Consider the following 22,950-nt stretch of genomic DNA (forward strand, 5'->3'; position numbering starts at 1 on the left):
ATAAATAGTGTATAATGGTTTATGGGAAAAGTTGTTTAAATAAGGGAGGGATGAATATGAATAATGATAATAAAAAATTAGATGAAGTAAAAGAAACAATTGCTAAAGAAGAAATAGAAAATAAAACTCATGAAGAAAAGATTGAATCTGAAGATACTATGCAGAGAATTTCTGAAAAAGATATTCATAAGGATGTAAATGTAAAAAGTAAAAAATTTAAGGTAGGGTTAACAATAGGTATTATAGTTCTTATAGTCATTATAGGTGGGATATTATATTGGTGGATAAGCAATAAAAAGCTTGTGGATAGTTATGAAAATAAGGTATATCCAGAAGTGTATATTTATTCTGAACCTGTAGGTGAATTAAATGAAGCGGATTTATCAAAAATATTAGCAGAAAAAGATGCTGAGATTGCTAATAAAACAATTAAGGTAACTGTGAATGGTAAAGAATATTCTTCAAGTTATACTGAGTTAGATGTAACTACTGATACAGATAAAGTTAAAGATGAAATAATGTCATATGGTAAAAATAAAAGCTTCAAGGGGAAATTAAATTTAATTAATGAACCTAAGAAAAAAACTTATGACTTAACAACTACTGTTAATGAAGAAAAAATTAAAGAATTTGTTGCACAGATAGCTGAAGATGTAAAAGTTGAACCAGTAAATGCAAGTGCATCAATTTCAGGTGGAGTAGTTAATGTAGTAGAAGAACAAAGCGGATATATATTAGATGAGCAAACATTAGTTGATTCAATAACTTCTCAAATTACTGGAAAAAATGGTGGTGCTGATGTAGTTGCTAATGGATCATTAGTTGAAAGTGAAGCAGATATAAAAGCTAGTGAATTAAGAACAATAGATACTAGAATTTCAAGCTTTACAACGTATTTTTCAGCTGGAAATAGTGGACATAACATTCAAACTGGGGCAGCATATTTTAATAATACGTTATTAATGCCTGGCAAAGAATTCTCTTGTACTGATGGAATCGGTCCAACTACAGCAGAGAGAGGTTTTGTAAGTTCCAATACGTATGTAGGTGGACAAGTAGTTCCAGGAATGGGAGGAGGAGTATGCCAGATAGCTACTACTTTATACAACGCAGAGCTTAGAGCTGGAATACTTCCAACAGAAAGACAAAACCATATGATGACAGTAGGATATATAGGAATAGGATTAGATGCAACATTAGCAGATGACTTAATTGATTTAAGATTTGTTAATACTTATGATTATCCATTAATAATAACTACTTCATCAACAGGTGGGTCACTAACTGTGGAAATATGGTCAAATTCAAATGCTACTAATGGATATACTTATGAACCAAGAGTAGAGGCTGTAAGCAGTCTTTATTGCTATACTTACTTAGATAAGTATGATTCATCAGGAAATTTAGTTGATAGCATATACTTAAATGAAAGTGTATATCAACCATTTTCTTAAAAATTTAGAAGCTATTGCAAAGTTGCAATAGCTTTTTTGTTATATATGGTTATAAAATACAATTATAATGGAAATATAATTAATAGTTATAATTTTTTAGGATATGGTGATGTAAGTATGAAAAAAAATAGAAATTATTAATTTAATTCAATGAAAAAATAAATTGATTAAATTAATATAAATTATTATAATTTTTATAATAAGAGAGGTGAAAGCATGTCAGGAAAAAATGGAAAAAAGATTCTTATAGGAGCACTTTCAGCAATAGCAGCTTCAGTTGCAGCTGGAACCATGATAAAAAATAAGGTCAGTGAAAAAAATAAAAAAAATAAAAAAGAAAAAGGACTTTATTATACTGTTTCATTAGATGATTTATATAATTCTTATGATGATAAGACTTTAAGTGAAGAAGAAATGATAAATGAAATTAAGAAGGAAAGTTCATTGTAGAAAAGTAGTTAAGTAGTTTAAGTTTGTTAGCTTAGCTACTTTATTTATATTCATAGTAAAAAAAAGATGTTATGGAAAGTAATAGCTTTATTACCACGGTAAAATGTGTTATAATAACCGTTGTTATTAATATAAAATGGAGGATTTGTACATGAAACATATCAAAACAATAAACAAGACAAATATAAAAAATAGCTTAAGCAAACCAGGCTGTAAGGAATGTGCAAACTCATGTCAATCAGCTTGTAAGACTTCTTGCACAGTTGCTAATTTAGAATGTGAAGCATAGTTAAAAAGTGGCAGTAACTATAATGCTTAGTTACTGCCTATACTTTTAAGAAATTAAAGAAAGAATACCTATAAATTGTAGCGTAAGTTAATAAAGTTGAATTATTAAGATTACTAAAGAAAAATTTATATATAGTGTAGTGTTTAATAATAGCTGTATTGTTATAAGGAGGATGTATTAATGTCATTAATTCATAAATTTAAACAAGGTGGAAAATGCTTTGTTTTAGATGTAAATACTGGAGCAGTTCATATAGTAGACGAGCTAGTATATGATTTAGTAGATGACAACAAATTAAGATCAAAAGAGGAGTTAGTAGCAGATTTTGGAGCTAAATATGGGGCTGATGTAGTTGAAGAAGCTTATGAAGAACTACAAGAATTAGTTGCTGAAGGAATTCTTTACACAGAAGATCAGTATGAAGATATAGCTCATTCTTCAATGGATGATAGAGATTATATAAAAGCAGTATGTTTAAATATAATCCATGCTTGTAATTTAAGATGCAAGTATTGCTTTGCCGATGAAGGAGAATATAATGGACATAAAGGTAAGATGTCATTAGAAACAGCAAAAAAAGCAATAGATTATGTAGTTAAAAGAAGTGGTCCTAGAAAAAATATTGAAATAGATTTGTTTGGTGGAGAACCAACAATGATGATGGATACAATCAAAGAAATTATTGCGTATGCTAGAGAAAATGAAGCAAAATGGAATAAGAGAATAAGATTTACCATGACCACTAATGCTACACTTTTAACTGATGAGATGATGGACTATATGGATAAGGAGTTAGAAAACATAATCCTTTCCATAGATGGTAGAAAAGAAGTGAATGATAAGGTAAGAATTAGATTTGATGGTAAAGGATCATATGATCAAATATTACCAAATATAAAGAAAATGGTAGCTAAGAGAGATAAGAATAAAGCTCATACTGTAAGAGGTACATTTACAAGAGAAAATCTTGATTTCTATGAAGATGTTAAGATGATGGTAGATGAAGGATTTAGAGAAATATCTATCGAGCCAGTTGTTTTAGAAGATGGACATCCGTTAGCTTTAAGAAAAGAAGACTTACCTAAAATATTTGAAAGCTATGATAAATTATATGATGAACTAGTACAAAAGAAAGCAGAAGGAAAAGAGTTTAACTTCTACCACTTTAAAGTAGATTTAAATGGTGGTCCTTGCGTTTATAAGAGAATATCAGGTTGTGGAGCAGGATTTGAATATGTTGCAATAACGCCACAAGGTGAAGTTTATCCATGTCACCAATTTGTTGGTAAGGAAGAATATAAATTAGGAAGCATTTATGATGATAGTTATAATGCAGATTTAGGAATGAGTTTTAAGAAAGCACATATATACAATAAGCCAAAATGTAGAAACTGTTGGGCTAGATTCTATTGCTCTGGTGGATGCCAAGCTAATAACATAGCGTTCAATAATGATATTAACAATCCTTACGATATTGGATGTCAAATGCAAAAGAAGAGAATTGAATGTGCTATAGCACTTAAGGCAGAATAATAAAAAAACGAAGCAATAGCTTCGTTTTTTTATTAAAAAGCAGTAGCAGTTTATCGATTAAATTTTTAGGGGGTATTATGCAAGAATATATATTAAAGAATGGTTTAAAGCTTGTGTATAAAAGTACTGATTCCATGTTGTCATCTATATCTATTGCACTAGATGCAGGTGCAATAAGAGATACAGAGGGGAAGTTTGGGATTGCACATGTAACAGAACACATGATATATAAGGGTACAAGCAATAGATCAGAAGTAGAAATAAATAAAGAGTTCAGTGAAATTTTTGGTTTTCAAAATGCCATGACTAATTATCCTTATGTGATTTATTATGGTACATTATTAAGTGAGGATTTAGCAAAAGGTATAGAGTTATATGCAGATTTATTAATTAATACTACTTTAGGGAATGATGGCTTTAAAGAAGAGATGGATGTTATTAAGGAAGAACTTAAAGAGTGGGATGAGGAAGTAGAGCAATTTTGTGAAGATAAATTATTTCTTAATAGCTACAAAGATAGAAGGATAAAATATCCAATTATTGGAATGGAAAAATCTTTAGAAAATATAAGCATTGAGGATGTAAAAGAGTTTTATAATAAATATTATTTCCCAGAAAACACAACCATAGTGATAATATCTCAAAAGAGTTTTAAGGAGATAATTGAGATTGTTAATAAATATTTCATTAGTTGGGATAATAGTGGTTTTACAACAACTTTAACAGAAAGTGAAAAAGCTAAGGGAGGAATTTATAGAGATAAAAGAGAGGGCATTAACACTGCAAAAGTTTTAATTACATATGATATCAGTGTTTTAAATCATGAAGAAATAAAGATTTTTAAAGTTTTAAATCAATATATTGGGGAAGGTGTTAACTCCCTTCTATTTGATAGTTTAAGAACTAAAAAAGGTTTAGTGTATGATGTGTTAACTAAAGTGAGTAATGAAAGTGGTATTGGATTATATAAAATTACTTTCAGTACTGGAGAAGAAAAAATACAAGAAGCTATAAATTCCATTGAGATTATTTTTGAAAATTTAGAAGAAACATTAGAAAATCTATCTAAGAAGGAAATTGATGGACTTGTAAAAAGCTTGAAATTAAAGAGGTTATTTAATGAAGAACAAAGCATAAGATTATCTAATGCAGTAGCAATGTATGATATTATGTTTGGTAATTATGAGTTATATTTTGATGAAATCAAGGGCTTAAAAAATATAAATAAAGAAGATTTGATAGCTATAAGCAGTAAAGTGTTTCATAATAAGTGTATAGAAATAATTACAAGGTAATAAGAAATATAGTAAGTTTTGTATGTCTAACAGTTTAGTTACTTACAATAATTATATGTATAATTACAAATAATTAAATAATTTATTAAAGAATGTGAGGAAAAGCTATAATTTGTATTATAATATCATAGATAAAACATTGAATGGAGAACTTAGATGAGTAAAAAAACACCTCTTTTAGATGAAGTATTAAAATATAAAAAGGAAGAAAATTTAATTTTTTCAATGCCTGGCAATAAGTGTGGAAAGGGCTTTTTAAAAGACGATATAGGAAAAGAATTTGTAGATACCATGGGTTATCTTGATATAACAGAAGTGGAACCTTTAGATAACCTTCATGCACCAGAAGGCATAATATTAGAAGCACAGAAATTATTAGCTAAGACATATGGTGTGAAAAAGGCGTACTTTATGGTTAATGGAAGCACTGGAGGTAATCTTTGTTCAATTTTTGCAGCCTTTAATGAAGGCGATGAGGTATTAGTTGAAAGGAATTGCCATAAGTCTATTTATAATGGACTTATTTTAAGGAAACTAAAAGTTAAATATATTGAACCACTAATAGATGAAAAGTTAGGAATATTTCTACCACCAGATAAGAAGAATATTTATGATGCCATAGAGCAATGTGAAAACTTAAAGGGAATTATTTTAACTTATCCAAGTTATTTTGGTATAACTTATGATATTGAAGAAGTGCTTAGAGATTTAAAGATAAGAGGATTAAAAATAGTAGTAGATAGTGCCCATGGTGCTCATTTTATTGCAAATGACAATCTACCTAAAGCTATTTATAGTATACCTGATTATGTGGTTTTAAGTGCTCATAAGACATTGCCAGCCTTAACCCAAGGATCTTATCTTTTATCTAATAGAGACGATAATGATATAGAATTTTATCTAAATACTTTTATGACTACTTCACCGTCATATCTTATTATGTCATCACTGGATTATGCAAGATTCTATTTAGATGAATATGGTAATGATGAATATGAAAAACTTATAAATAAGGCGGAAAAATATAAAAATATAATTAATTTGTTAAATAAAGTTTATATAATATCAAAAGAGGATTTATCAGAAAATTATGATATTGATAAATCTCGATATATTGTAACTTTATCAAAGGAATATAGTGGGCATAAGCTCTTAGAGTATTTAAGAACGCAAGGAATACAATGTGAAATGAGCTTTGCTTCAGGAGTGGTTTTATTATTATCTCCTATAAATGATGATAATGATTTTAATAAGCTCTTAAAAGCATTTGAAAATTTACAGCTTAAGGATATAAGACAAGATAATTACTCTAAATATTATTCCTTTATTCCTGAAAAAGTATTGGAACCTTATGAGGTTTTTAAAAAAGAGTATAAATATGTAAAAATAAATGAAGCAGATAAAAATATTGCCAGTGAAGCTATAATACCATATCCACCTGGAATACCTTTGTTATGTCCTGGTGAAGTCATAACAAAAGAAGCAATAGCTATTATCAATGACTATCTTAGCAATAATCGTTCGGTAATTGGTATAAGAAATAAAGAATATATCAAAGTAATTAAAGAATAGTAGAAAGATATATTGGTAAAATAAATTAGAATCTTATTCTTTAACTTTTTATTCACAGAAGAAAAAGAACATAATTTTAAAAAAATACTAGAATTTATATTATTTATAGTATATAATGTAATACTCGCAGGAAAAGAAATAAGTAACTATAAAGACAAGGTATGAGGTAAAAATTATGGAATTATTTGTTACAGATTTAGATGGAACTTTATTAAATAGTAATAAAGAGGTATCTATAAAGTCAATTGAGATTTTAAATAAGCTTATAGATGATGGTGTTAACTTTACAGTTGCTACGGCAAGAACACCTGCAACAGTTGTGGATTTATTACAAGATGTAAATTTAAAACTTCCAGCAGTACTAATGAATGGTGTATTGCTTTACGATATTAAAGAAGAAAAATATATTAATATAAAAGAAATAGAAAAAAATACAGTAGACAAAGTTTTCGATATATTAAATAAATTTCATAAGAATGCCATGGTATATGGAGTAAAAAATAATCATTTATGGGTTTATCATAAAGAATTTGAATACTCTTGGGAATATAATTTCTACAAAGAAAGAGCTGATAGAAAGCAAAAAACTTTCTTAAAAGTAGAAGATTATAAGGAGTTTTTGAAGGAATCAAAAATAATTAATTTTATAGTTTTTGATAAATACGAAAAAATAAAAGGGATATATGAAGAACTTAAGAAGATAGATGAAATATTTGTTGAATATTATGAAGATATATATGAAAGTGGATGTTACTTCCTTGAAGCTTATAGTGCAGCAGCTTCTAAGGCAAATGGAATTAAGCTTTTAAGTGAATATATAGAGCATGATAAGCTTGTGTGTTTTGGAGATAATTTAAATGATATACCAATGTTTGAATTAGCTGATGAATGTTATGCTACATCAAATGCTGTGGAGAAGGTTAAGTGTATTTCTACAGATGTAATTGGAAGTTGTGATGAAGATGGTGTTGCACTATTTATAGAAAAAAGATTAAATGAATTAAAGATAAAAAGTTAATAATATAATTAAGAGATGGGGATGTCGCATTAAGAATAAATAATACAATATATTGTATATAAAATTTTTGATGAGACAGCCCCATTGTTTATTTAAAGGAATTAGGAGGTAATTTAAAAATCATTTTATTATAAAATGGTACTTTAAATTTAAAAATAATTAAAATATAATCGTATACATTAATATTTTTATAAAAATATTAATGTATATATGATAAAAGTATAATTTTATGTTGCACAAATATACTAAATGATATATTATATAGAAAAGAACGATAAAACATAACGAATTAGCAATAAAAAAGCTTATTAGATGATAAATTAATAAAACGGAGGGATAAAAATGCAAGAAAATAGAGAACAGTGGGGGAGTAAGTTAGGATTTATTCTTGCAGCTGTAGGATCAGCTGTAGGTTTAGGGAATATATGGAGATTTCCTTATTTAGTATATACAAATGGTGGAGGAGCATTCTTAGTTCCATATTTTGTAGCTATATTTACAGCAGCTATTCCAATACTTATATTAGAGTATGGAATGGGACATAAATATAAAGGTTCAACACCTTTAGCAATTGCTAGAGCAAATAAAAAATGGGAATGGCTTGGTTGGTGGCCAACTATTAATGCATTTATTATATTAGCTTATTATTCAATGATATTAAGTTGGGCATTAAGATATTTAACATTAAGCTTTACAAAAGGATGGGGAAATGATACAAATTCATATTTTTATAATGATTTCCTTCAATCTTCAAATTCTGCATTTGAGTTCGGTTACATAATATGGCCAATACTTATAGGAATTGCAATTTTATGGGCAGTTAACTGGTTTATTTGTTATAAGGGTGTAAAAGGTGGTATAGAGAAACTTAATAAAATATTATTACCACTATTAATAATTATAATGATTATAATTGTTATAAGAGGAGTTACATTAGAAGGTGCAACTATTGGTTTAAATAAATTATTTACACCAGATTGGAGTAAAATGTTAGAGCCACAAGTTTGGATTGCAGCTTATGGGCAAGTATTCTTTTCATTAAGTGTTGGAATGGGAATTATGATGACTTTTTCAAGTTATCTTCCAAAGAAGAGTGATATAAATAATAGTGCATTTATGACTGCATTTGCAAATTGTGGATTTGAGTTTTTATGTGCTATAGGTGTATTTGCAATATTAGGATTTATGGCTTCAAGTCAATCATTACCATTTGAAGAAGTTGTTTCAGGTGGAATAGGATTAGCGTTTATAGTTTTCCCTAAGGTATTTGGATTAATGGGAGTTTGGGGAACAATACTTGGAGTATTATTTTTTACATGTTTAGTATTTGCAGGTTTAACTTCATCGGTATCTTTAGTAGAAGCTGTAAGTTCAGCAGTTATTGACAAAACAGGATGGGAAAGAAAAAAAGTAGTAAGTCTAATATGCGGAGTAGGTTTTATCGTTAGTATAGCATTTGCTACAAGAGCAGGACTTTATTTATTGGATATTATAGACAACTTTGTTAATAATTATGGAATAGTGGTTATTGGATTATTAGAAGCATTTGTAATAGGATGGATAATTAAACCACAAACTATTAGAAATCATACAAATTCAGTTTCTTATTATAGAATAGGAAAATGGTGGGATATTATTATTAAATATGTAACACCAGCAATACTTGCAATTATGTTAATAAGCAGTATAATTACTGAAATTAAAACGCCATATGGAGGCTATTCAACAGCTGAGCTTATAACATATGGTTGGGCTATTGTAGGAATTGGAATAATAGGTGCACTTTTACTTAGTAAAATGCCGTGGAAAAATAAAAATTCATTAGATTTTGATAATGAAAGTGAGGTTGCGTAATTATGACACCGATAGCAATGACATTCTTCTTTATAGGAGCAATAGTTCTGTATGGAGGATTAATAACAACATTAACAATAACAATAAGAAATGAAAGCAAATAATAAAGGAATAGCCAAACGGCTATTCCTTTATTATTTAGTTAAACAGTTCATGTTGCTTTGCTTATGAACTTAATTAACGAAGTGTTAATTCTTAACTGGTGTAGCATTTCACCTTGTAACTTATGAAATCTTAACTAGCTTTAATGTGATTCAACTAATTATTATAGTATTAATTAAAAATAATCACCTAGATTATTTTTATTACATAAATTGTGTATTATATTAAAATAATGAGAAGGTGAAATTATGTGTGGTATAGCTGGATGGGTAAATTTTAGTGAAAGTTTAAAATCAAACAGCAAAATTATAAAAAAAATGACTGATATATTAGAGAGGCGAGGACCAGATAGTGAAGGGATATATGAAAGTGAAAATGTACTTTTAGGACATAGAAGATTGATAGTGGTTGACCCTGAAGGTGGAGAACAACCTATGATAAAAATAATCAATGGTAATAAGTATGTGTTAGTATATAATGGTGAATTATATAATACTGAAGAGTTAAGAAAAAGTCTTTTAGAAGAAGGTTATTTTTTTGATTCTTACAGTGATACAGAAGTGCTATTAATGTCTTATATAGCATGGGGTGTTAATTGTATAAAAAAATTTAATGGAATATTTGCTTTTGCCATTTATGATGAAGAAAAAGAACAAGTGTTTTTGGCACGAGATCAAATGGGGGTAAAACCTTTATTTTATTCTATAAATAATAAAAATATAATTTTTGCTTCTGAAATAAAAGCAATACTAGCAAATCCTATGGTAAAGGCTCAAATTGATAGAGAAGGAATAACTGAACTATTTGCTTTAGGTCCAGCGGTAGTTCCAGGAAAAGCTATTTATAAAAATATTTTGGAAATTGCACCAGCTAATTGTTTGCTTATAAATAAGGAAAATATAAAAGTTTGGGAGTATTGGAAGGTTACTTTACAGGAAAATAAAGAAACAGTAGAAGAAGCGGCAGAACATGTAAGGCTATTACTCTTTGATGCAATAAAGCGTCAATTGGTGGGAGATGTACCAATATGTACTTTTTTATCAGGTGGATTGGATTCATCAGCCATATCAGCAATAGCAGCAGAAGAGTTTAGAAATAGGGGCAAGATACTAAATACTTATTCTATTGATTATAAAGATAATGAAAAGTATTTTAAATCTTCTTTATTTCAGCCTACTTCAGATAAGTACTGGGCTTTTAGGATGGCAGAGTTTATTAAAAGTAACCACAAAAATGTCGTATTAAATCATAAAGATTTGGTATTGGCATTGAAAGAGTCAACTTTGGCAAGAGATCTTCCAGGGATGGCAGATGTAGATTCGTCTTTATTGCTATTTTGTAAAGAAATTAGAAAGAATTTTGTAGTAAGTTTATCAGGCGAATGTGCAGATGAAATTTTTGGTGGATATCCATGGTATACTAATGAAGAAATGTTAAATGCAAAAACTTTTCCTTGGTCTAGAGCTGTAGGAATGAGAAAAAGTATTTTAAATGAAAAAATTAAAAAGTTTAATATAGAAGAATGTGCTGAATATGAATATTTAAAAACTTTAAAGGAAGTACCACATTTTGAAAATGAAGATAAGAAAAATTATAGAATGAAAGAAATGTTCTATTTGAATTTAAAATGGTTTATGGTAAATCTATTAAATAGAAAAGATAGATGTAGTATGTATAATAGTTTAGAAGTTAGAGTTCCCTTTGCAGATATTAGGATAGTGGAATATGCTTTTAATCTTCCAGCAGAGATAAAGCTTCTTCATGGACGAGAAAAGGGGATTTTAAGAAAAGCTTTAGAAGGAGTATTGCCAGAAGATGTGGTTTATAGAAAAAAAAGTCCGTATCCTAAAACCCATAATCCTATATATACAGAAATGGTATGTAAAGAAATGAATAAAATTTTAAGTGATAATAATTCTCCTATTTTAGAAATAATTGATAAGAAAGTTGTTAAAGAAATAGTTGATACGGAAGGAAAATCATATACTACTCCTTGGTTTGGGCAATTGATGACAGGGCCACAACTTATAGCATATTTAATTCAACTTAATATATGGATGAAAGAATATAATGTAAATATATTGATTTAACCAAGGAACTTGGGAAGGGATACAATTAGCAGCCTAAAATGTATTATAGTTGAGTTACAGCCATATTCTAATCAGCGGCGATAACTGGAAATGGTGCAATAACAGAAGCAAAGCAAATTTTGTATAAGTTTATAAGAAATGAAAAAAATATGTTGATATTACGAATGTTTTGAATTATAATGAAAATATAGTTTGTTATAAGAAATATAGTTTGTTATAAGAGGGCTATGATTATTCATATAAATCCCTAATATGGTGGGATGTTTCTACTGGAAACCTAAAATTTCTAAGCTATGGGTAAATTTAATTGTATATGACTTAATGCATAATAAGGTATAAAATGCTAATTGATATATTTAATTTAAATGTAACTAAGCTATACATGTTAATTTAGTAAGATAATTTACATGGGTTTTCATATAGAAGTATTTAGGAAATATAACTTATTGAAAAAAGTTTAGGAGGAAAATTTATGAAAAAGAAATCAATAGCATTAGTTCTTTCAGCTTTAATGGTAACAGGGTTAGTAGGATGTGGAAGTAATGAAGTCAAAAGTAGTGAAGAGGCAACTTTAAAAGTTGGTATGGTAACAGATTCAGGAACAATAGATGATAAATCATTTAACCAAGGAAGCTGGGAAGGAATTGGATTAGCTGAAGAGAAATTAGGAATTGAAAGAAATTATATGAAACCAGATGGAGAAACAGAAGTTGATTACTTAACTCAAATTCAAAATCTTTACGATGCAGATTATAAATTTATAATATGTCCAGGATTTAAGTTTGAAAGAGCTATATATTCAGCTCAAGAAAAATATAGCGATGCAAAGTTTGTAATCATTGATGGTGAGCCAAATGATGGAAATGGAAATGCTTTAGTAGCAGATAATACAGCTGCGCTATTTTTTGCTGAGCAAGAATCAGGATTTGTAGCAGGTGTTGCAGCAGCCTTAGAATTAAAAAGTGGTGATTTGGGATTCATTGGTGGTATGGAAATACCTTCAGTACAAAGATTTGATGCTGGATTTAAGCAAGGTGTAGCTTATGCTAATGAAAATCTTGGTACAGGAGTAACTTTAAAAGATGAGAACGTAGTATACTCAGGATCATTTACTGATACAGCATTAGGGCAGCAATTAGCAGCAACTATGTATGACAATGGTGTAAAAGCTATCTTTGCTTGCGCAGGTGGAACAGGAAATGGTGTTATTACTGAAGCTAAGACTAGAGAAGGGGTATGGGTAATTGGTGTTGACTCTGACCAATACAATGATGGTTTAAAATCGGATGGAACATCTGTAATATTAACTTCAGCTATTAAGAAGATAGATGAAGCAGCTTACCAAATGATAGAAGCAGAATTAAAAGGTACTTTCCCGGGTGGACAAACTATAACATTTGATGCTAAAAATGATGGCATTGGTATACCATCAGAAAATCCAAACTTAAGTAATTCAACAGTTGAAAAAGTTAAGGAAGTTTTAGAAGCTATAAAGAATGGTGAAATAGTAGTTAATTCAGAAGTATAATATATTATATATATGTGCATCCGGTTGTAAAACTGGATGCATTTTTATTTGTCGTTATAAATTAAATAAAGTTTCGTGTATGAAAATGTAATTGTAAAAGTAGCTGAATATAATAGTAAATATTTTTAGTTTAAGGAGGATATCAATGGAATATGTAGTAGAGATGCTTAATATCCGTAAAGAGTTTCCAGGAATAGTGGCGAATGATAATATAAAACTTCAACTTAAAAAGGGAGAAGTACATGCTCTTTTAGGAGAAAATGGAGCTGGAAAATCAACTCTTATGGGAATGTTATTCGGTATGTATAAACCAGATAGAGGATGTATAAAGGTAAGAGGTAAAGAAGTGAAAATTTCTAATCCTAATGTAGCAAATGATTTAGGAATTGGGATGGTTCACCAACACTTTAAGCTTGTGGAGAACTTTACAGTTACTGAAAATATAACTCTAGGATGTGAGCCTAAAAAAGGTTTAGTAGTAGATATTAAAACAGCTGCCAAGAGAATTGAAGAATTATCTAAACAGTATGGATTAAATGTAGATCCATATGCAAAGATTGAAGATATTTCAGTTGGGATGCAACAAAGAGTAGAAATACTTAAGATGTTATATAGAAATGCAAATGTATTAATATTTGATGAACCTACAGCTGTATTAACACCTAGTGAAATTGATGAATTGATTTCAATTATAAAAGAAATGACAAAAGAAGGGAAATCTGTAATCATCATAACACATAAATTAAAGGAAATTAAAGCTGTAGCTGATAAGTGTACAGTTATTAGAAGAGGTAAATACATAGGAACAGTTGATGTAAAAGATACTACTGAATCAGAAATGGCTAAAATGATGGTTGGTAGAGAGGTATCATTTAAAGTAGAAAAATCAGAAGCTAAACCCAAAGAAACTGTTGTAAGTATAAAGAATATTTCAGTTAAAAATAATAAGAAAGTTTTAGGTCTAAAGAATTTTTCATTAGATATTAAAGCTGGAGAAATAGTAGGTATAGCTGGTGTTGAAGGTAATGGACAAACTGAATTGGTTGAAGCATTAACTGGTATGAGACAAGTTGAATCAGGAATAATAGAATTTAAGAATAAAGATATAACAAAAGAATCTATCCGTCAAAGAATTGATGATGGCATTGCACATATTCCAGAAGATAGACATAAGAGAGGATTGATTCTTGATTATACAATGGAAGATAATATGGTGTTAAAGGCATATAAAAAAGCTCCATTTTCTAAATTTGGCTTAATTAATAGAGCAAAGATAAGAGAATATGCAAATAAAATAATAGAAACTTTCGATGTTAGAAGTGGTGAAGGTGGACAATCTATAGCAAGATCTTTATCAGGTGGTAATCAACAAAAAGGAGTAATAGGACGTGAAATAGAATCGAATCCGGATTTATTAATAGCTGTTCAGCCTACAAGAGGGCTAGATGTTGGTTCTATAGAATATATACACAAGAGATTAGTAGAACAAAGAGATTTAGGAAAGGCTGTCCTTTTAGTATCACTTGAACTTGATGAAGTATTAAATGTATCAGATAGGATTGCTGTAGTAAATAATGGTGAATTAATAGGGATAGTCAATGCTAATGAAACAAATGAAAATGAAGTTGGTTTAATGATGGCCGGCGTAAAGAAGGAGGAAGCTTAGTGCATAAGAATCAATTGTTAAAATCTCTTATGGCAATAGTTTTAGGATTATTTGCAGGATTTTTATTAATGTTATCTATGGGGTATAACCCAATAGATGGATATACTTACCTTTTTAAAGGTGGATTAATGAATACTCAGAGAATTGGTAATTCAATTGCGACGGCTACACCTTTAATATTAACAGGGTTGTCGGTTGCCTTTGCAAATAGGACTGGGTTATTTAATATAGGTACTCCTGGACAAATGTTAGCAGGTGGATTTACAGTAACAGCAATAGGTATTTTAGTAGATTTACCATCACCAGTATTAATACCTTTAATGGTTATATGTGGTATAATGGCTGGAGCTTTATGGGCAGCTATACCAGGAGTTTTAAAAGCGTTATTTAAGGTTAATGAAGTTGTTTCATCAATCATGATGAACTGGACTGCTTACTGGATAGTATATTATATGGTTCCACAATATTTAAAAGGAACTACAGAAACAGAATCAGCAAAGCTTGCTCAAGGAGCTACACTAAAGTCTGAGTGGCTTTCAAAAATGTTTGGAGGTTCATACATAAACCTTGGTATATTATTAGCAATAATATCTGTTGTAATTATTTGGCTTATACTTAATAAGACGGTTTTAGGATATGAATTAAAGGCCGTTGGATATAATAAATTTGGTGCAGAATATGCAGGTATGCCAGTAAATAGAAATATTGTTGTATCAATGATGATTGCAGGGGCGCTAGCTGGTCTTGCAGGAGTTGTTCAATATATGGGTAACTCACAAGTTATGCAAATAGGGGTTATGCCTTCACAAGGATTTGATGGTATAGCAGTATCTTTATTAGGTAATAACTCACCATTTGGAGTATTATTATCAGCATTATTCTTTGGTGTTCTTTATGTTGGTAAAGGATTTATGAATGCTAATGTTAAAGTACCACCAGAACTTGCAGATACAATTATAGCAACAATTATTTACTTTGCAGCTACAAGTATGATTATGGATAAGGTAATAAATAAGTTTAAGAAAATAAAAGAAGAAAAGAAAAAAGTGATAGCAGGTAAAACTACTGAAAGGGCGGTGGAGAAATAATGTGGGATATATTAGTTAAGATTTTTCCTTATGCAATAGCTTATACAATACCGATGCTAATTACAGCTTTAGGTGCATTATATTGTGAAAGAAGTGGTATAATTAACATAGGATTAGATGGATTTATGATTGTTGGGTCTTTTGCAGGAGCTTTAACTATATCTAAGCTTCAAGCAGCAGGTGTTGAAAGTGCTTTATGGATTGGCTTATTAGTAGCAGCTTTAGTTGGGGCGTTATTTTCAATATTACATGCTTTTGCTAGTATAAATTTAAATGCAGACCAAGTAATAAGTGGTACAGCTATAAATATGGTGGCAGGAGCTTTAACAGTATTTTTAGCAAGAAATATCACTGGTAGTGGTAATATAAGAATAACTATGGGGTTTGTACCACAAAGTATAAGTATATTAAAAGATATACCGGTATTAGGACCGCTATTCTTTACAAGAACTTATGCAACAACATGGTTAGTACTTGTTATATTAGCTGTAAGTACATTTTTATTATATAAGACAGCTTTTGGTATGAGATTAAGAGCATGTGGTGAAAATCCACAAGCTGCACAAGCAGTAGGGATTAACGTTACAAAGATGAGATACTTTGGGGTTATAATTTCAGGAGCTTTATCAGCTTTAGGTGGATGTATAATATTAGTTACTTATTCAGGAGAGTTTAATGGAAGTGTGGCAGGGTTAGGTTTCTTAGCTTTAGCAGCATTAATTTTCGGACAGTGGAAACCACTTGGAATTTTAGGAGCAACAGTATTCTTTGGATTTGCGTCTACACTTGCCAATGTTTCACAAGTAATTCCACAATTACAACAGATACCACTAGTACTATTAAAGGTGTTCCCTTATGTAATAACATTAATAGCACTTATTATATTCTCTAAATCTACACAAGCTCCGAAAGCAGCTGGAGAACCATTTGATGCAGGAAAGAGATAGGTAATAAAGATATATAATTTGTTTTGTTGGATATTCAATTTTAACATAAAATTAGGAGATCGTTGTTTTTTATGCAATAAAACTTTACACTAACCTAAAAACAAAGGGGGATATTTATGAAAAAAGTAAAAATTGCACTTTTAGGATTAGGTAATGTAGCAAAAGGTGTATTATCAATAATAAGAGAGAATAAAGAACAAATAGTTAAGCGCTCAGGATATGAAGTAGAAATAGCTAAGATACTGGTAAGAGATGTAAAGAAAGATAGAGGTGTAGAAGTACCAACAGAAATACTTACAACAAGTTATGAAGAGATATTAAATGACAATGAAATAAAGATAGTTGTTGAAGTTATGGGTGGTATAGAGCCAGCAAAAGAATACATTATCAAGGCTATGGAAGCTAAAAAACAAATAGTTACAGCTAATAAGATGCTTTTAGCTACTTGTGGTGATGAAGTATTTGAAAAAGCTGATGAAATGGGAGTAAGTTTCCAATATGAAGCAAGTGTAGCAGGTGGTATTCCTATTATTAATGGAATAAGTCAAAGCTTAACAGCTAATAAAATTAATACTTTATATGGTATTATTAATGGTACTACCAATTATATTTTAAGTAAGATGGAACTTGAGAATTTGAACTTTGAGGATGTGTTAAAAGAGGCTCAGGATAAGGGATATGCTGAAGCTGACCCCACATCTGATATAGAAGGATATGATGCACAATACAAGCTTGTAATATTGTCTTCTTTAGCATTTGGTACCAAAATAAAACCTGAACATGTATATAGAGAAGGTATAACAAAGATAAATTCTATAGATATGGAATATGCTAGTAGCTTTGGTATGGTAATAAAACTTCTAGCTATTGCTAAAGAAGAGAATGGAGAACTTGAATTAAGAGTACATCCAACCATGATTCCAGAAACTCATCCTTTAGCTAATGTTTATGATTCATTTAATGCAGTATTCATTAATGGTAATGCTGTAGGGGATATGATGTTTTATGGTAGAGGAGCAGGAAGTCTTCCAACAGGAAGTGCAGTAGTTAGTGATATTATATGGATATTAAGAAATAATGTAGAAGTTGAAAATATGCAGCCAGTAGTTAAGAACAACCTTTGGGAAATGAATATTAAAGATTTAAAGGATATTGAAAGCAGATATTATTTAAGAATTACAGTAAGTGATAAACCAGGTGTATTAGGTCAGATAACAACAATATTTGGTGCCAATAAAGTCAGTTTAAAATCAGTAATTCAAAAGGGTGTAAAGCAGGAAGAAAATATTGACGTCACATTGGTCTTGATAACTCATAGTACCACAGAAGGATTAATTATGGATTCAATAGAGAGGCTTTATGATTTGAAAACTGTTAAAAGTATTGATAATATAATAAGAATAGAAGATTTTAGATAAATTAAAGATATGAGGTTAATATAAAAAACAGCGGGAATGTGTTTATTACATCCGCTGTTTTATATTTAAATTACGCTGGTTAACGTTTCACTTGCAAAACTTAGTTTATTAATATATCCTTCGTAAATTAATGTTTTATTTTCAACTGCCAATAAGTCTAAAGGTAAGATTTCCTCAGGTTTTTTATGGGTATTAAAGATACCGCTATTTATTAATACTTCAGAGACAAATTCAGAGCAGAAATAATAATTTTCTCTTTTTTTTGGTTTATTAAAGTATACAAGGCTTGTCCCTAAAATATTGTATTTTAAATTATCTTTGTTATTTTCGAAAATACGTATTTCTTTGACAAGTTTATGATACTGGTGTTCAGTAACACTAACTTTATAAATTAGGCATTTGCTTTCAGGAAACATAGCAAATACTCCGTCATATATATTTTCATATACAAATCCAGCAGGAAGCACTTTAGCTGGATTAATACGGCCAAAAGAATACATTTTTGTGAAGGTGTTGTCTAAAGAAAGTGAAACATGAGCATATTCTTCGTGAGTACATAAAGAAATTAATTGTGAAAACATTGTACCAGTTTTTGAAAATACTAAATAAATATTTTTTGAGCTCATAACTATCCCTCCATTATATAAAGTATATTGTACACTAAAATTCCATCAATGTTAATAAAAAGTGAAATACATTAATAATTATTTAAGAAAATGTCAATAGGTACAATATATTGTTTATTTATAAGATATCTTATGATAGAATTAGTTAATAAAAAAGAAAGGAAAAAAATAGATGGAATACAGATTTACTTTCGAAGGAAGAGAATATAAACTAAATAAAGAAAACTTAGATTATTTTATTAATGATGAGGAAAATCCTATAAAAAATATTGATTTAGATAAAGTATTAGAAATAATGACAAATAGTAATGAAGTGGATTTTTCAAAAGAGTACTTTGATATGTCATGTGGAGAATGTAAAGAAGGTCTTAGGGAAAAGAAAAAATTCTTTGCTTTTCTAGGATATAATTTTTACATATATACTAATAATGGAGAATTTGTTATAAGTTCAATTGATAAAGAATACGAAGGACTTTCATTTAACAGGCTGCAAAAGGCAGGGAAAGTGGATAATAGCTATATAGTATTAGTCAATGTATGTAAGCATTGCGGAAGCTATTCAGTGGAAATAGAGGAATTTGAAATATAGATATAAGTATATGAATGGACAGGATTTAGAATAAATATAGCTATTTATGAAGGAATACTATTAAGTAAATAGTGTTCCTCTTTATATGGAAAAAATGATATAATAAGTGCTATAGTAAAAAATTAGTAAATTGAGGTAGAAATATGAAGATTGTTAAAAAAATTATTTTAGCTGCAACGGTTTGTACAGCAATAATTGCAGCAATTGGATGTACTAAGAATGAAAGCAGTACAGAAGTAAAAGAAAGTAAGGATGATGTTAGTGTTGAAAATGGTGATTTACCAATTGCTACAATAGTGGTAAAGGGCTATGGAACTATAAAAGCAGAGTTATATCCAAGTAAAGCATCAAATACAGTGAATAACTTTATTTCCCTAGCAAACTCTGGCTTTTATAATGGATTAACATTCCATAGAATTATAGATGGATTTATGATACAAGGTGGAGATCCAGAAGGAAATGGAACTGGTGGTCCAGGATATTCTATAGCAGGAGAATTTTCTAGTAATGGTTATGAAGAAAATGATTTAAAGCATATTGATGGTGTATTATCAATGGCAAGAGCAAGAAGTAATGATTCAGCAGGAAGCCAATTCTTTATTATGGTAGGTGAGTTCAATAATTTAGATGGTCAATATGCTGCTTTTGGGAAAGTAATAAGTGGACTAGATATAGTAAAGAACATTAGCAAAGTAGCAACAGATAACAACGATAAACCAAAGGAAGCTGTGGTTATAGAATCTATTACAGTAGATACAAAGGGAGTTAATTATCCAGAAGTGGAAAAGATTAATTAATAAAGATGGTTGTTCCTTCAGGGATGTTATCATAAATCCATTTGGCATTTTCAGTGGAAAGGCGAATACAACCATCGGTGAGTTGCATGCCAAGTCTATCATCCTTTATGGTACCATCTAGATAATAGACTATAGAGTGAAAGAGATAGTTTCCTTTAATTTGGGTGTAGTAGAGGCATCTAAAGCCACGATTTTCACCAAAGGAATAACCTTTTACGCCAACGAAAAAGGTTCCCTTAATGGTTGGTTCCCATGGTTTACCTATGGTACATAAAAAGCTTTTATATAGAGTCCAGGAATTTTTAGATTTTTTAAAGATATTAGTTTTGAAATGGTCAGTATCAACCCAGATTAGATAAATGCTTGAGCTATTAATATTTTTTGAATTTATAAAAGATTCGGCATTTGATAAGTAGTCTTTTGCATAACGTTTTGATGAAAATGGATGAAGGTTTTTTAAATTAAGTTTCGTATGAATTTTTTTTATAAATTTAGAAATCATAATTTAGAAATCCTCAAATCATTAATATACTATATATTATAAAAATAAATATAAAATGGTATGAAATTTATAACTTATATGCTATAGATTGATATTTATGATGATATCATCTATGAGAATTGATAATATTTTAATAATAAAATAGTTGGAATTTATGATAAAAAAATAAAATCACCATATAGAAAGAGTATTTTTTAGGGAACAAGACAAAATAATTCTTGAGGTGATATATGATGAAAGTTATTAAGAAAGATGGAAGACTTCAAGAACTTGATCTTGAAAAAATAAAAATTAGTATTTTAAGTGCTACTAATGATAGTAAAGAGTTACTAAATGAATCAGATGTAAAGATATTAGTGGAAGACATCAATTCTAAAATGAAAGAAGTAAGGAAAGATGGCGAAGACACTTCAAGTTATGAAATATCTGGTATAGTAATTGCTATATTAAAAAGAGATGGATTTTCTGACATAATAGAGAAATATGTAGGTTATGAAAAACAATGATGTATATTTTTGCTATTGGATTTATAACTATGATATAATGATTAATAATTAAAGAAGTAAAAGTATAAGTAAGGATTGGTGAGTATTGTTGAATTATAAATTAATAGCATTAGATATGGATGGAACGTTACTAAGAAAGGATAAAACAGTATCTGAAAGAACTAAAAAAGCAATAGATGATGCTAGAGAAAAGGGAGTAACGGTAGTATTAGCTACAGGAAGACCTATAGATGGTGTAACTAGATATTTAGAAGAACTAGATATGTATGGTGAAAATGACTATGTACTTAGCTATAATGGTGGTTTAGTTTTAAAGACTAAGGATAGAGAGCCAATTTGTAAAATAGGTTTAACTGGTGAAGATTTACATTATTTATATGAAGTAAGTAAGGATTTAGGGGTAAATATTCATGCTTTCTCTGAAACAAAAGGATTAATTACACCTAAAAATAGTAAGTACACTGAAGTAGAAGCAAATATTAATAATATTAAGATAAACATTGAAGATTTTAATAAGTTAGAAAAAGATCATAGCATAATAAAGATAATGATGATTGATGAAGAAGAAGTATTACAGAAGGCTGTAGATAATCTTCCAAAGGAAGTATATGATAAGTATACAGTAGTTAGAAGTACGCCATATTTCCTTGAATTTTTAAATAAAGAAGTAAATAAAGGTGTAGGTGTTGAAATGCTAGCGAAGCATATGGGAATAACATTAGATCAAGTAATAACTATGGGAGATGCAGGAAATGATCTTCACATGATTGAATGTGCAGGTATGGGTGTTGCCATGGGAAATGCTTTTGAAGAAGTTAAGAAAACTGCAAATTATATTACAGACACTAATGAAAATGATGGAGTTGCCAAAGCAATAGAGCATTTAGTTTTAAATAGTTAATAATATTTACGTATAAGGACTCTTTATAGAGTTCTTATATTTAGTTAGGAGAGAAATTTATGCATTATGGGAATTTACAAAAGATACGTGATGGGAAAAGAACTTTTGGAATAACACCAGATATTCCAAGTGGATTTATACAACCAGAAACGTTAGAAAAAATTGCTAAGGTGGCAAAAAAATATAAAGCTGTATTAAAGATAACATCAGGGCAAAGGATATTAATTACTAATTTAAAGGAAGAGGATTTACCAAAGGTGTGGGAAGAACTTGGAATGGAGCCAGCAGTTATAACAACTAATTCTGTAAAGAATGTAGAAAGCTGTCCAGCAGGATTTTGTAAAAGAAGTAAGTATAATACCATTGGTATAGGTGTTAAGCTTACTAAGAAATATGCTAAAAAAGAAATGCCTTGTAGAACTAAGATAGGAGTAGCTGGATGCAGAAATGCCTGTGGAAGTGTTTATGCTAGAGATGTTGGTGTAATAGCTGATAAGTCAGGATTGATGGTGGTGGCAGGAGGCTCAGCAGGTTTTCATCCAAGAGTGGCAGATGTTATTGCCAAGGATCTTACAGAAGAAGAAGCTCTACAATTAGTAGATAATATCTTTGAATATTATAAAGATGAAGCAGAACTAGGAGAAAAACTTAGCTTAATGATAGAAAGAATTGGAGTTGAGAGCTTCATTGAAAGAGTAAAATTAAGATAATGATGAGTGATGAAT

The 22,950-nt window shown here is 29.4% G+C and carries 22 protein-coding genes and 1 riboswitch; of the genes, 20 read left to right on the forward strand and 2 right to left on the reverse strand.

Annotated features, from left to right (window positions below):
- Positions 1-56 precede the first annotated feature (56 nt).
- The 15 genes from BHW04_RS08750 to BHW04_RS08820 all read left to right on the forward strand — a co-directional run bounded on the left by BHW04_RS08750 (position 57) and on the right by BHW04_RS08820 (position 18,304).
- Positions 57-1,454: a VanW family protein gene (locus BHW04_RS08750; RefSeq protein ID WP_302623275.1), complete on the forward strand. Its 1,398-nt coding sequence runs from the start codon at positions 57-59 to the stop codon at positions 1,452-1,454.
- A 216-nt stretch (positions 1,455-1,670) separates the two neighbouring features.
- Positions 1,671-1,904, forward strand: a complete 234-nt coding sequence (locus BHW04_RS08755) for a hypothetical protein (protein WP_022213161.1) — start codon at positions 1,671-1,673, stop codon at positions 1,902-1,904.
- 151 nt (positions 1,905-2,055) lie between these two features.
- Positions 2,056-2,193, forward strand: a complete 138-nt coding sequence (scfA, locus tag BHW04_RS08760) for a six-cysteine ranthipeptide SCIFF (RefSeq protein WP_022213160.1) — start codon at positions 2,056-2,058, stop codon at positions 2,191-2,193.
- 180 nt (positions 2,194-2,373) lie between these two features.
- Positions 2,374-3,726, forward strand: coding sequence for a thioether cross-link-forming SCIFF peptide maturase (gene scfB, locus BHW04_RS08765; protein ID WP_302623276.1), 1,353 nt, complete (start codon positions 2,374-2,376; stop codon positions 3,724-3,726).
- A gap of 77 nt (positions 3,727-3,803) precedes the next feature.
- The gene (locus tag BHW04_RS08770) at positions 3,804-5,021 is read left to right on the forward strand and encodes a M16 family metallopeptidase (protein ID WP_302623277.1); all 1,218 of its coding nucleotides are present in this window, start codon (positions 3,804-3,806) and stop codon (positions 5,019-5,021) included.
- A gap of 156 nt (positions 5,022-5,177) precedes the next feature.
- Positions 5,178-6,593: an aminotransferase class I/II-fold pyridoxal phosphate-dependent enzyme gene (locus tag BHW04_RS08775; RefSeq protein ID WP_302623278.1), complete on the forward strand. Its 1,416-nt coding sequence runs from the start codon at positions 5,178-5,180 to the stop codon at positions 6,591-6,593.
- 175 nt (positions 6,594-6,768) lie between these two features.
- Entirely contained in the window at positions 6,769-7,611 is an 843-nt protein-coding gene (locus tag BHW04_RS08780; RefSeq protein ID WP_302699398.1) for an HAD family hydrolase, read from the forward strand.
- Positions 7,612-7,953: 342 nt separating this feature from the next.
- Positions 7,954-9,465: a sodium-dependent transporter gene (locus BHW04_RS08785; protein ID WP_302623288.1), complete on the forward strand. Its 1,512-nt coding sequence runs from the start codon at positions 7,954-7,956 to the stop codon at positions 9,463-9,465.
- A 2-nt stretch (positions 9,466-9,467) separates the two neighbouring features.
- Positions 9,468-9,569 (forward strand): MetS family NSS transporter small subunit, encoded by a 102-nt coding sequence (locus tag BHW04_RS08790; RefSeq protein ID WP_022213154.1) that lies wholly within the window; start codon positions 9,468-9,470, stop codon positions 9,567-9,569.
- Positions 9,570-9,815: 246 nt separating this feature from the next.
- A complete protein-coding gene (gene asnB, locus BHW04_RS08795) occupies positions 9,816-11,657 on the forward strand; it encodes an asparagine synthase (glutamine-hydrolyzing) (RefSeq protein WP_022213153.1) in 1,842 nt (613 codons plus the stop codon).
- 215 nt (positions 11,658-11,872) lie between these two features.
- Positions 11,873-11,971: riboswitch (purine riboswitch) on the forward strand.
- Positions 11,972-12,129: 158 nt separating this feature from the next.
- Positions 12,130-13,185, forward strand: a complete 1,056-nt coding sequence (locus BHW04_RS08800) for a BMP family lipoprotein (RefSeq protein WP_022213152.1) — start codon at positions 12,130-12,132, stop codon at positions 13,183-13,185.
- A gap of 145 nt (positions 13,186-13,330) precedes the next feature.
- Positions 13,331-14,851 carry an ABC transporter ATP-binding protein gene (locus BHW04_RS08805; protein ID WP_022213151.1) on the forward strand — a complete coding sequence of 507 codons (1,521 nt, stop codon included), beginning with the start codon at positions 13,331-13,333 and terminating at the stop codon, positions 14,849-14,851.
- The gene (locus BHW04_RS08810; protein ID WP_022213150.1) at positions 14,851-15,939 is read left to right on the forward strand and encodes an ABC transporter permease; all 1,089 of its coding nucleotides are present in this window, start codon (positions 14,851-14,853) and stop codon (positions 15,937-15,939) included. Before BHW04_RS08805 ends, BHW04_RS08810 begins: the two co-directional genes overlap by 1 nt.
- Positions 15,939-16,886 (forward strand): ABC transporter permease, encoded by a 948-nt coding sequence (locus BHW04_RS08815; RefSeq protein WP_022213149.1) that lies wholly within the window; start codon positions 15,939-15,941, stop codon positions 16,884-16,886. The genes BHW04_RS08810 and BHW04_RS08815 overlap by 1 nt, the downstream gene beginning before the upstream one ends.
- 116 nt (positions 16,887-17,002) lie before the next feature.
- Positions 17,003-18,304 (forward strand): homoserine dehydrogenase, encoded by a 1,302-nt coding sequence (locus BHW04_RS08820; protein WP_186834537.1) that lies wholly within the window; start codon positions 17,003-17,005, stop codon positions 18,302-18,304.
- Positions 18,305-18,369: 65 nt separating this feature from the next.
- On the opposite strand, the gene BHW04_RS08825 is transcribed toward BHW04_RS08820, so the two are convergent.
- Positions 18,370-18,930, reverse strand: a complete 561-nt coding sequence (locus tag BHW04_RS08825) for a hypothetical protein (protein WP_186834538.1) — start codon at positions 18,928-18,930, stop codon at positions 18,370-18,372.
- Between the two features lie 172 nt (positions 18,931-19,102).
- Here BHW04_RS08825 and BHW04_RS08830 point away from each other — a divergent pair, with 172 nt between their 5' ends.
- Both BHW04_RS08830 and BHW04_RS08835 read left to right on the forward strand, forming a co-directional pair.
- The gene (locus BHW04_RS08830; RefSeq protein WP_186834539.1) at positions 19,103-19,519 is read left to right on the forward strand and encodes a DUF3785 family protein; all 417 of its coding nucleotides are present in this window, start codon (positions 19,103-19,105) and stop codon (positions 19,517-19,519) included.
- Positions 19,520-19,662: 143 nt separating this feature from the next.
- Positions 19,663-20,316 carry a peptidylprolyl isomerase gene (locus tag BHW04_RS08835; protein WP_302652830.1) on the forward strand — a complete coding sequence of 218 codons (654 nt, stop codon included), beginning with the start codon at positions 19,663-19,665 and terminating at the stop codon, positions 20,314-20,316.
- Here the strand turns inward: BHW04_RS08835 and BHW04_RS08840 are convergent.
- On the reverse strand, positions 20,309-20,818 hold the full coding sequence (locus BHW04_RS08840; RefSeq protein WP_022213144.1) for a L,D-transpeptidase: 510 nt from the start codon (positions 20,816-20,818) through the stop codon (positions 20,309-20,311). The genes BHW04_RS08835 and BHW04_RS08840 overlap by 8 nt on opposite strands.
- 233 nt (positions 20,819-21,051) lie before the next feature.
- On the opposite strand from BHW04_RS08840, the gene BHW04_RS08845 reads away from it, so the two are divergent.
- From BHW04_RS08845 to BHW04_RS08855, 3 genes are all read left to right on the forward strand, one after another.
- Positions 21,052-21,324, forward strand: a complete 273-nt coding sequence (locus BHW04_RS08845; RefSeq protein ID WP_302630641.1) for an ATP cone domain-containing protein — start codon at positions 21,052-21,054, stop codon at positions 21,322-21,324.
- Between the two features lie 88 nt (positions 21,325-21,412).
- A complete protein-coding gene (gene yidA, locus BHW04_RS08850) occupies positions 21,413-22,225 on the forward strand; it encodes a sugar-phosphatase (RefSeq protein WP_302699399.1) in 813 nt (270 codons plus the stop codon).
- A 59-nt stretch (positions 22,226-22,284) separates the two neighbouring features.
- Positions 22,285-22,935: an NAD(P)/FAD-dependent oxidoreductase gene (locus BHW04_RS08855; protein WP_302699400.1), complete on the forward strand. Its 651-nt coding sequence runs from the start codon at positions 22,285-22,287 to the stop codon at positions 22,933-22,935.
- Positions 22,936-22,950 lie beyond the last annotated feature (15 nt).

Origin of the sequence: Clostridium sp. 29_15 (genome assembly GCF_001916075.1) — a bacterium.
In the GTDB taxonomy this organism is placed as follows: domain Bacteria; phylum Bacillota; class Clostridia; order Clostridiales; family Clostridiaceae; genus Clostridium; species Clostridium lentum.

Coding starts and splice junctions, on each gene's coding strand:
- scfB (WP_302623276.1), top strand. CDS start 2,374: ATGTCATTAATTCATAAATTTAAACAAGGTGGAAAATGCTTTGTTTTA.
- BHW04_RS08755 (WP_022213161.1), top strand. CDS start 1,671: ATGTCAGGAAAAAATGGAAAAAAGATTCTTATAGGAGCACTTTCAGCA.
- BHW04_RS08780 (WP_302699398.1), top strand. CDS start 6,769: ATGGAATTATTTGTTACAGATTTAGATGGAACTTTATTAAATAGTAAT.
- scfA (WP_022213160.1), top strand. CDS start 2,056: ATGAAACATATCAAAACAATAAACAAGACAAATATAAAAAATAGCTTA.
- BHW04_RS08770 (WP_302623277.1), top strand. CDS start 3,804: ATGCAAGAATATATATTAAAGAATGGTTTAAAGCTTGTGTATAAAAGT.
- BHW04_RS08775 (WP_302623278.1), top strand. CDS start 5,178: ATGAGTAAAAAAACACCTCTTTTAGATGAAGTATTAAAATATAAAAAG.
- BHW04_RS08805 (WP_022213151.1), top strand. CDS start 13,331: ATGGAATATGTAGTAGAGATGCTTAATATCCGTAAAGAGTTTCCAGGA.
- BHW04_RS08840 (WP_022213144.1), bottom strand. CDS start 20,818: ATGATTTCTAAATTTATAAAAAAAATTCATACGAAACTTAATTTAAAA.
- BHW04_RS08835 (WP_302652830.1), top strand. CDS start 19,663: ATGAAGATTGTTAAAAAAATTATTTTAGCTGCAACGGTTTGTACAGCA.
- BHW04_RS08815 (WP_022213149.1), top strand. CDS start 15,939: ATGTGGGATATATTAGTTAAGATTTTTCCTTATGCAATAGCTTATACA.
- asnB (WP_022213153.1), top strand. CDS start 9,816: ATGTGTGGTATAGCTGGATGGGTAAATTTTAGTGAAAGTTTAAAATCA.
- BHW04_RS08790 (WP_022213154.1), top strand. CDS start 9,468: ATGACACCGATAGCAATGACATTCTTCTTTATAGGAGCAATAGTTCTG.
- BHW04_RS08845 (WP_302630641.1), top strand. CDS start 21,052: ATGAAAGTTATTAAGAAAGATGGAAGACTTCAAGAACTTGATCTTGAA.
- BHW04_RS08855 (WP_302699400.1), top strand. CDS start 22,285: ATGCATTATGGGAATTTACAAAAGATACGTGATGGGAAAAGAACTTTT.
- BHW04_RS08825 (WP_186834538.1), bottom strand. CDS start 18,930: ATGAGCTCAAAAAATATTTATTTAGTATTTTCAAAAACTGGTACAATG.
- BHW04_RS08830 (WP_186834539.1), top strand. CDS start 19,103: ATGGAATACAGATTTACTTTCGAAGGAAGAGAATATAAACTAAATAAA.
- BHW04_RS08785 (WP_302623288.1), top strand. CDS start 7,954: ATGCAAGAAAATAGAGAACAGTGGGGGAGTAAGTTAGGATTTATTCTT.
- BHW04_RS08820 (WP_186834537.1), top strand. CDS start 17,003: ATGAAAAAAGTAAAAATTGCACTTTTAGGATTAGGTAATGTAGCAAAA.
- BHW04_RS08750 (WP_302623275.1), top strand. CDS start 57: ATGAATAATGATAATAAAAAATTAGATGAAGTAAAAGAAACAATTGCT.
- BHW04_RS08800 (WP_022213152.1), top strand. CDS start 12,130: ATGAAAAAGAAATCAATAGCATTAGTTCTTTCAGCTTTAATGGTAACA.